The sequence below is a fragment of the Bradyrhizobium sp. genome, assembly GCF_035273305.1.
Classification (GTDB): Bacteria; Pseudomonadota; Alphaproteobacteria; order Rhizobiales; family Xanthobacteraceae; genus Bradyrhizobium.
In genome coordinates, this window is record NZ_DATEPI010000117.1 from 1 (window position 1) to 7,709 (window position 7,709).

Annotated in this window: 6 protein-coding genes; all 6 read left to right on the forward strand. The window is 58.3% G+C overall.

What is annotated here, in order from left to right:
* The coding region (locus tag VJV58_RS07980) for a hypothetical protein (protein ID WP_324136800.1) at positions 1-211 on the forward strand (211 nt) is incomplete at its 5' end.
* Complete coding sequence (locus VJV58_RS07985; protein WP_324136801.1) at positions 208-1,329, forward strand: glycosyltransferase family 2 protein; 1,122 nt, start codon at positions 208-210, stop codon at positions 1,327-1,329. The genes VJV58_RS07980 and VJV58_RS07985, both read left to right, overlap by 4 nt.
* Before the next feature lie 165 nt (positions 1,330-1,494).
* Positions 1,495-2,481 (forward strand): hypothetical protein, encoded by a 987-nt coding sequence (locus VJV58_RS07990; RefSeq protein WP_324136802.1) that lies wholly within the window; start codon positions 1,495-1,497, stop codon positions 2,479-2,481.
* Positions 2,482-3,375: 894 nt separating this feature from the next.
* Entirely contained in the window at positions 3,376-5,613 is a 2,238-nt protein-coding gene (locus tag VJV58_RS07995; protein ID WP_324136803.1) for a glycosyltransferase, read from the forward strand.
* Between the two features lie 14 nt (positions 5,614-5,627).
* On the forward strand, positions 5,628-6,596 hold the full coding sequence (locus VJV58_RS08000) for a GDP-mannose 4,6-dehydratase (RefSeq protein ID WP_324136804.1): 969 nt from the start codon (positions 5,628-5,630) through the stop codon (positions 6,594-6,596).
* Between the two features lies 1 nt (position 6,597).
* Complete coding sequence (locus VJV58_RS08005; protein WP_324136805.1) at positions 6,598-7,656, forward strand: hypothetical protein; 1,059 nt, start codon at positions 6,598-6,600, stop codon at positions 7,654-7,656.
* The last annotated feature ends 53 nt before the right edge of the window (positions 7,657-7,709 follow it).

Here is a 7,709-nt window from a genome sequence, read left to right on the forward strand (position 1 = left end):
ATCGCCGCTTCCGGTTACGAACAAGCTGGGAGAGCACGTTCTCGGCCTGCCATTCTGGTTGGGGCTGGAACATGACGACATAATCGCAATCGTGAGCGTCCTGGAGGAAGCGATTGCATCTGCTCGAGGCACTAAGAAAGCACCGCGAGCGACGCACCGTTCAATGGAGGTGCCGGAACCCCACGACGGGACTCTCAAGCTCGCTCCATGAACTCCCTCGCGTCTAATGACGTTATTGTTTTAGTTCACGTTTACGATCAAGATGATCTGCTCGAACCCTTCGTCAGGTGGTATTCCGAGCTTGGCGTCAGACGGATTCTCGCTTTTGACTTAGGCTCAACCGACGGCACCTATGATATCCTGTCGGACCTGGCGTCACGCTATCCCTTAATCTGGTCCCAGCTCGACGACCTCGACATCAGGAACTATTCCGGGAGTACCACCGGCGACCACTTGGCTATGTACGCGCGGGAAACCTATGCGCCGGAATGGATGCTCATGTGCGACGCCGATGAGTTTCTATGTGTAGAGGGCTGCCGTTTCGACGCTATTCTCGACAAGGCCACAGCAGAATCAATCACAGCGTTGTCAATTCCTTGCTTCAACATGACGGGCACAATTCCCGCCAAGGGAGACCCGAGCCTCAGTTCCCTCACAACTCGCATTGTTGAGCCTTACGGTGAGACATTTGAAGAGCAAATTGCTGGTGCCACCCCTGTGCCGTTCATCTTCGTGAAGCACCCGGTTAAGAGCATCGTCAAGTCAGCGGCATTCTCGTCCTACGTTCCTGGCGGTCACGGTGCAAACGTCGAATATGGGCGGAGAGAACTCGTCGACTGCTTGCGATTCAATCATTACCCGATGAGATCATATGCGAAGTTCGAGAAGAAGGTCAGCAATGCTGCCCAATTTCTTCGCACGAACGATCACCTTCCTGACTGGTGGGCTTGGCATTGGAGGAGATGGGTAAATTGCGAGGCTCAGGGACAACTAGAAGATGAGTATCGCCGGCAGTTCGTTTCGATAGAGGAGCAGCGGAGCCTTGTAGCAGACGGGCTTTGCGTTGTGGATGAATCCGTTTCCATCTGGTACCAATCGCTAAAGGGTCTCATTAAGCCTGCGCCGAAGGCTGATCCGTTGGCGCTAAACACGCTCGACGGGCAGAAACTGCGGATCGCGGCGCTCGAAGCCAAGGTCAAAGAGCTTGGGCGATTAGCGAAATCCGACGCGAGCCTTGTCTACGCGGGGAATTTAGCCGCATCCCTGATTGCGCTCTCGAGCTCAGGAGCCCCCGCGGCGTCAGGTGACGCAGTAGTTGATGATTTTTGATGACCAGTTGCGCGACACGGTGTCCGCCGTAGCCGCGCTCCGAGATCAGCGGGTCTTCGGTTCCAGCGCCAGTGCGTCCCCATTCTTTCAGGGACTTAGGTGACTTGCGTTCAGACGACGATCGCACGCATGGTCGACAAGTGTCACGTACAAGGAACTTACTCAATGCCTGATAAAAAGCCGATCGATTCTAAGTTTGATGATGTTGCGCGTAAGAAGGTCACGCGGCGACGGCATTCATCAAGTAAGAGCACTCGCTTGCCGCCAATGCGGAGACAAAGTCTGGCGCTCATTCAAGTGCCTCTTGATGTGGACATCGAGGTCGAGAGGACGATCGGCGGCATCGAAATGGGCGTGCTGCAAAACGGCATGTCCTATCTGACACCCGCCGGCCTCGAAGAGGCCGCGGGCGCTGCTCGTTCGACCGTTTTCGAGCTTTCGCAGGAATGGGAAGCTGCGATGAACGGCGGCGTATTTTCACGCCAGGGCCGAATTTCGTTTTTTCACGAGTACCTCAGCGAGAATGGATATACGCACCGCCACTTATATATTGAGATACTTCGGGAAGGTTCGACCTATTACGCTTGCCCGGACATAGTATGCATGGCTTTTCTTGAGTACTTTGCGTTCGAAACTCTTAAGAACAACCCGAGGGCGATCGAAAACTATAGGAGTTTTGCACGATTTGGGTTCCAGCAATTCGTCTACAAAGCGCTGGGCTACACGCCTCCTGATAAATGGAAATATCTTCACGATCGCATTTCTATCCAGAACGGAAGCGCGCCAGAAGGCTATTTCATTGTTTTTAGCGAAGTCAGCGGGATTGTCATCGACCTCATCAACGCTGATCTTTTGGTAAGCGAAAAAACTATTCCGGTTTTCGGCGTAGAGAAGAGTTGGTCGGATCATTGGACCAAAAGCTACTTTGATGACGTCTATGGTGCACGCATCACCGCTGTGAGGAACCCGCAACTCCCGTGGGCATATCCTGACGAGGCGCTAGCTGAATTTCGCCGCTGGTTTCGCCACGAGTATCTGACCACGCGCTTTCCGCGCTACATGCTCACCAGAGCCGAGCTTTTGGATCCAAAAGAAGGGAAACAGATCGGAACCCTGCACCAACAAAAAGGGATCGATAAGCCGTCGGCCTGAGGTGTGTTCCGCTGCAATGGATGGTGCGGGACTTCTATATTAGGTAGTGGCGTGAGCGGATAATTGTCGATGCATGTAGACGGCACACGGGCGCCGCCGGGCGATAGCGAAGCAGCAATCAGCAGTGAGCCATCCGTCACAGCCGACGAGTTGTTGCGGAGCTCACGGGTCTTGAGGAGCCGCGCACCTCGAAGCGCCACTCAGCGGGCGTTTGCAAGCGCGCTAGTCCGCAGGCGACGCCGCTTCACGGAAGCACACCAAGCGGTCCGTGCGGCGATTTCCGAGGCCAATGCTGCGCTAAGGTCCACTCCTCCAGCGACCGTCCCGGGTCGGCGAAGCGCCTGGCGCGGATTACTTGGATCGGCTGGGCAACCCCCCGAACCGCTGCTGTTCGACAGAAAGTGGATAGCTTCTCAGGACCGGGAACATCGTTCGCATTCGTTTCGCGAGTACGAGCGAGACGAACATCTTCATTTGATTAGCACGCATCCGCTTTTCTCGGGCGAGTATTATCTGGCGCGCAATCCGGGCGTCGCCAAGTCCGGCATGTCCCCGCTGCGCCACTATCTAGACTATGGCTGGCGCCAGGGGCGCGACCCTCACCCTTATTTTTCGAACGATTGGTACCTGTTCAAGAATCCGGACGTCAGGTGCGCCGGCCTGAACCCGCTTGTTCATTATCTGTCGCACGGCTGGAAAGAGGGTCGCCGGCCCAACCCCGTATTCGACCCGCAAGCCTACCTGAATTATCATCCCGACATTCGCGAAGCGGGAGTGGAGCCGCTGACCCATTACGTGCGCCACGGGCTTGCCGAGGACCGCGAAATCCCGTTCGAAGGCCATGGATCTGAATGGCGAAGCCTGGTGCGCCTCGAAACGCGCTGCCCTTCGTTGATGGATTATCTGATCCACCATCCTGTTGAAGAAGGTGGGAAGGAGCCGGGAGGGGCTGCGCGCCCCTCGCGCGGCGATTGGCCGCCCCAGCCGCTCAGCCACTCCTGGCTGCCGCGCCAACTTCAAGATTACCTGTCCCGCTCGCATCTCGACGAGGCAATTCCGTTATTTTCGTATCTCTGCTCCGTCATGGACTGGTATGCCGACGATCAGGAAGCGTTCGCCAGGTCGGAGACTTGCTTCCATCTGCTGACCAGAATCCGATGCTTGTCGGAGCAGCGCGCGGGCGCCTCCTCTGGCGACTTGGACGCGTCAATTATCGTTCCCGTGCACAACAACTTAGTTGACACGATCTTGTGTATTGCATCGCTGCTGGAGCACGAATGCGACGCGAGTTACGAGATCATCGTTGCCGACGACGCATCGACCGACGCCACTACGGACATCATTCCCTTAATCGGGGGCGTCGTGAAGCACGTCCGCCAGAATAAGAATCTAGGCTTTCTTCTCAACTGCAACGCAGCCGCTGCCCAGGCGAACGGCAAGGTCGTCGTTTTCCTCAACAACGACACGCTTGTCCTTCCTGGCTGGCTGGATGAGCTGCTCGCCCCCTTCGAGTCGATCGACAAGGCGGGTCTGGTTGGGTCCAAACTGCTGAATTGGGATGGTACACTCCAGGAGGCGGGCGGAATTTTCTGGGAAGACGGATCCGCCTGGAACTTCGGCAGAGGGCAAGACGCGCTTGCTCCGCAGTTCAACTATTTGAAGGATGTGGACTATTGCTCCGGCGCAGCAATTGCTGTCCCGACGAGCATCTGGAAACAAGTCGATGGCTTCGACGAAGCTTTCACACCGGCTTATTGTGAAGACGCCGACTTGGCCTTCCGGCTCCGGGATGCGGGCTATCGCACCGTGTACAATCCGGCGTCGGCAGTGCTGCATCATGAGGGGCGCAGCCACGGCCGGGACGTGAATTCGGGGATCAAGGCATATCAGGTCAGGAACCAAGCGCGTTTGCTGGAACGGTGGGGCGAGGTCCTCGCCCGCGATCATTTTCCGAATGCCCAGCAAGTCCTGCGCGCGCGCGATCGCTCACGTGCCAAGCCACACGTCCTGTTCATTGATCATTATGTCCCTCAATGGGATCGGGATGCGGGCTCGAGGACCATTTACCAGTATCTGCAGATCTTCATCGACCTTGGCTGGCAGGTGACCTTCTGGCCTGACAATCTCCATCGCGACCCGCTTTACGCGCAAGTGCTTGAAGGCATCGGCGTTGAGGTGATTGCCGGTCCTGAGTTCATCGACCGTTTCGACGATTTCCTCCGCGATCGCGCCGACCTCTATGATGTCGTGTTCATCAGCCGCCCTCATGTATCGGCGCGCTACGCCGCGGCGGTGCGGCAGCACACGAAAGCGCAAATCTTCTACTACGGGCACGACGTGCATTTTCGGCGAATGGAAGCGAGCATGGCCCTTGGCGGGCCGGTCACGAAGGAGGACATCGCCGCGAACCGCGAAATGGAACTGGACGCTTGCCGCGCTGCTGACGTCATCTTCTATCCAGATCCGAAGGAAGTTAGCCTCATCCGCAAGCTTGTCGGTGGGAAGCGCAAGTTCCTCACCAATCCGGTTTGCGTCTACGACGAGGCGCAGATCGACGACGCCGTTGCCGCTACGGCCAAGATCCCAGCTGTTTGCGGTAAGCGCATGCTGTTCGTGGGTGGGTTCAATCACGTGCCGAACCGCGAAGGAATTATCTGGTTCGCCAAATCTGTCATGCCGCTCATCCTGGAACGGGTCCCGGAGGCCCACCTCGACATTGTCGGGTCCAACGCGCCCGGCGAGGTGGTGGAACTGAGTTCGGACCAAGTTTCGGTCCTCGGGTTGGTGTCGGACGAGAGGCTTGAGGAATTGTACCGTCAGTCTGCGCTGGCGGTGGCGCCGTTGCTTCACGGTGCCGGTGTGAAGGGCAAGGTGATCGAAGCCATGGGGCTAGCGGTGCCAGTCGCAACAACATCCGTCGGCGCGCAGGGGATTGCCGCGGCCAAGGAGCTGATGTTTGTCGGCGACTCCCCGGACGAGTTGGCCGAAGCCGTCGTGCTCGCGCTCAAGGACCGAACCGAGGCGCAGCGGCGGGCCCGCGCCGCTGTCGAATTCATTCGAGAATATTATGGGCGAGAGTCGCTGATGAAGCTGTTCGACCAGCTCACGCGCAAATCTGGCAAGCAGCGCTAGCGAGGAGCCAACGGTTGAACGTCTTAATTACCGGAGCGGGCGGGATGATGGGCTCGCACCTTGCCGAGCGACTGCTCCTCGAAAGCGCCGAAGTCATTGCCACCTTCCACCAACCGACCATCAACATGCAGACGGTCGATCCGGCGGTTACGTTCGAAGAGCTCGACGTACTCGACCACGACGCCGTGTTCACGCTGATCGAAAGTCGGAAGCCGCAAGAAATTTACCATCTCGCGGCGCAAAGCTTGCCCACGGTCTCGTGGACGGACCCGTGGCGAACACTGCGGGTGAACGGCGAAGGCACGGTTAATATCTTCGAGGCGATCCTTCGCGCACGCAAAAATGACCCGTCGTACAACCCCATGACGGTGATTGCTTGCTCGTCGGCGGAATATGGCGCGTCGTTAGTGCCGGAGCGAGTTCCCGTTCGCGAAGATGCGCCGCTGCTTCCGCTCCACCCTTACGGCGTCAGCAAGGTCGCGCAGGATCTGCTTGGTCATCAATATTACTACAATCATGGCCTGCGGTGCATCAGGGCTCGCATTTTCAACTGCACGGGCCCGCGCAAGCGCAACGACGTGGCCAGCGATTTCGCGCGCGGTCTGGTGCGGGCACTTAAGACTGGCCGAAGCTTGAAGCACGGCAATCTAGAAACGCATCGCGCGATCATCGACGTGCGCGACATGGTCGATGCGCTGATTGCTCTTGCCCGCGAGGGCAGGGCAGGCGAGGCGTACAACATCTGCGCGGACCGGGCATATCGCGTGTCCGAACTGCTCGAGATGTATTTCGAGCTCGCGGGACAGCGGGTTGCAACGGAGCTGGACCCGTCTCTCCTCCGGTTCTCCGACGAACCGATCATTTTTGGTGACACAACAAAGATTCGCACCGACACGTCGTGGCGGCCTCGCTGGGACCTGAAGCAGACTCTGGCCGACATGCTTGAATTTGAAACACGGCAATATGCCGAAGGGACAGGTTAAAGTGGCTGCGACCAGTGGCTGGCGGAACGCGAATGTCCGCGCTCGAGCCCCGCTGCGCCTTGGGCTCGGCGGCGGGGGAACCGACCTTGAGCCATATTGCGACGAGCATGGCGGCGTGGTGCTTAGCGCGTCGATCGACCGCTATGCTTACGCGCATGTGAGCCGCGGGCGTGGTGGTAACATCCTGTTCAAAGCGGACGACCTGCAGCGCGAGGAAGCGCTTCCGTGCACGCTCGACTTCGACATTCACGGCGGTTTGAGCCTTCATCGGGCCGTTTACCGGCACATGATGGTGCAGCATAACGGAGGAGAGCCGCTTCCGTTGGCCGTCACAACCACGATCGATGTTCCTGCGGGATCCGGGCTGGGCGCCTCGTCGGCGCTAGTAGTCGCATTGGTGGAAGCCTTTGCGGCGGCGATGGAACTGCCGCTTGGGCCTTATGACGTCGCCAAGCTGGCGTTTCAACTCGAACGGCGCGAACTCGGAATGCTCGGCGGCAAGCAGGATCAATATGCCGCTGCGTTCGGGGGGCTGAACTTCATCGAATTCCTGCAAGGCGGAGCGGGCGTGATCGTCAACCCCCTCCGAATGCGACAAAGCTACCTCAACGAATTCGAATCTTCCCTCGTCATCTGCTTCAGCGGTCAGTCGCGAGAGTCCGCCAATATTATCCGCCAGCAAGTCCACGGCTTGGAGGGGCTGGACGAATCGACGGTCCAGGCGATGCATGAGATCAAGCAGCACGCATATGAAATGAAGGCGGCACTTTTGGCGGGCGACATTAAACGCATGGCCGACGTGCTGGGCCAGTCGTGGCGATTGAAGAAGCTGACGGCGAACTCTGTCAGCAACCCCAACGTTGAACGCCTTCTCGATCTTGCGATGGAGTCCGGCGCCCTCGCCGGAAAAGTTTCGGGCGCGGGGGGCGGCGGCTTCATCATGCTCGTCGTCGATCCAGAGAAGCGGTTCGGGCTGATTCGCTCGCTCAATGCGGCCGGCGCGAACGCGAGCTCCGTGAAGGTCACCTTCCAGGGTTCGCAAGCCTGGCATGTAGCCTGAGATCGGACGGCGGACGTGATTACCACCCAATGTGCGATTCTGATCGGCGGCCT